Genomic DNA, 577 nt, shown 5'->3' on the forward strand with positions numbered 1-577 from the left:
TTAATTCACCGAGAATTGCTGGTGTTTATACCTTATATTTGTTTTATTGAGGCATTTATGATTACTGTGAATAAATTACAATTTCTAAAAATATTTATTTATGTTATCAGCATAATCATTTTATTTAACTTGATGTCGCGTGAATATACCAACTGGATACAAAAATTAAATTGTCAGGATAAATGTGCGATTCAGGGGTATAAAAGCTGTATTTATACACCTGAAAACTATAATAAAGGTCAATCGGAGCGTTGCCAATGTGGTTTTCATACTGACATTTTTTTAATACTTGATTAAAATCAGTTTATATTTGAAACACTTTATTCACTGATAAATCTCCAATACATGTTTTATTAGGATGGTATATGGGCATACTTGGTGCAAAAGATGGTACTCCAGATTCTCCTATCCGACCTTCTATTTGCGTTTTTACGTGAAATACGTCACAACTATACCCAAATCACTTTAATACCATTTAAGTTAATAAAATGGTCAATCAGCGGGAATTCAAAGCGCTTTAGGCAAGACATTTATTGCAGAGAATAGATTACTCCCTGATTATGAATCATAACCCTGT

Annotated in this window: 1 protein-coding gene; it reads left to right on the top strand. The window is 31.2% G+C overall.

The window, feature by feature from the left end; translation table 11 throughout:
- A partial coding sequence (locus tag CJF42_RS28245) for a hypothetical protein (protein ID WP_212668865.1) occupies positions 1-297 on the top strand: 297 nt, incomplete at its 5' end.
- Positions 298-577: the final 280 nt, after the last annotated feature.

Origin of the sequence: Pseudoalteromonas sp. NBT06-2, from assembly GCF_002276045.1 — a bacterium.
In the GTDB taxonomy this organism is placed as follows: Bacteria; Pseudomonadota; Gammaproteobacteria; order Enterobacterales; family Alteromonadaceae; genus Pseudoalteromonas.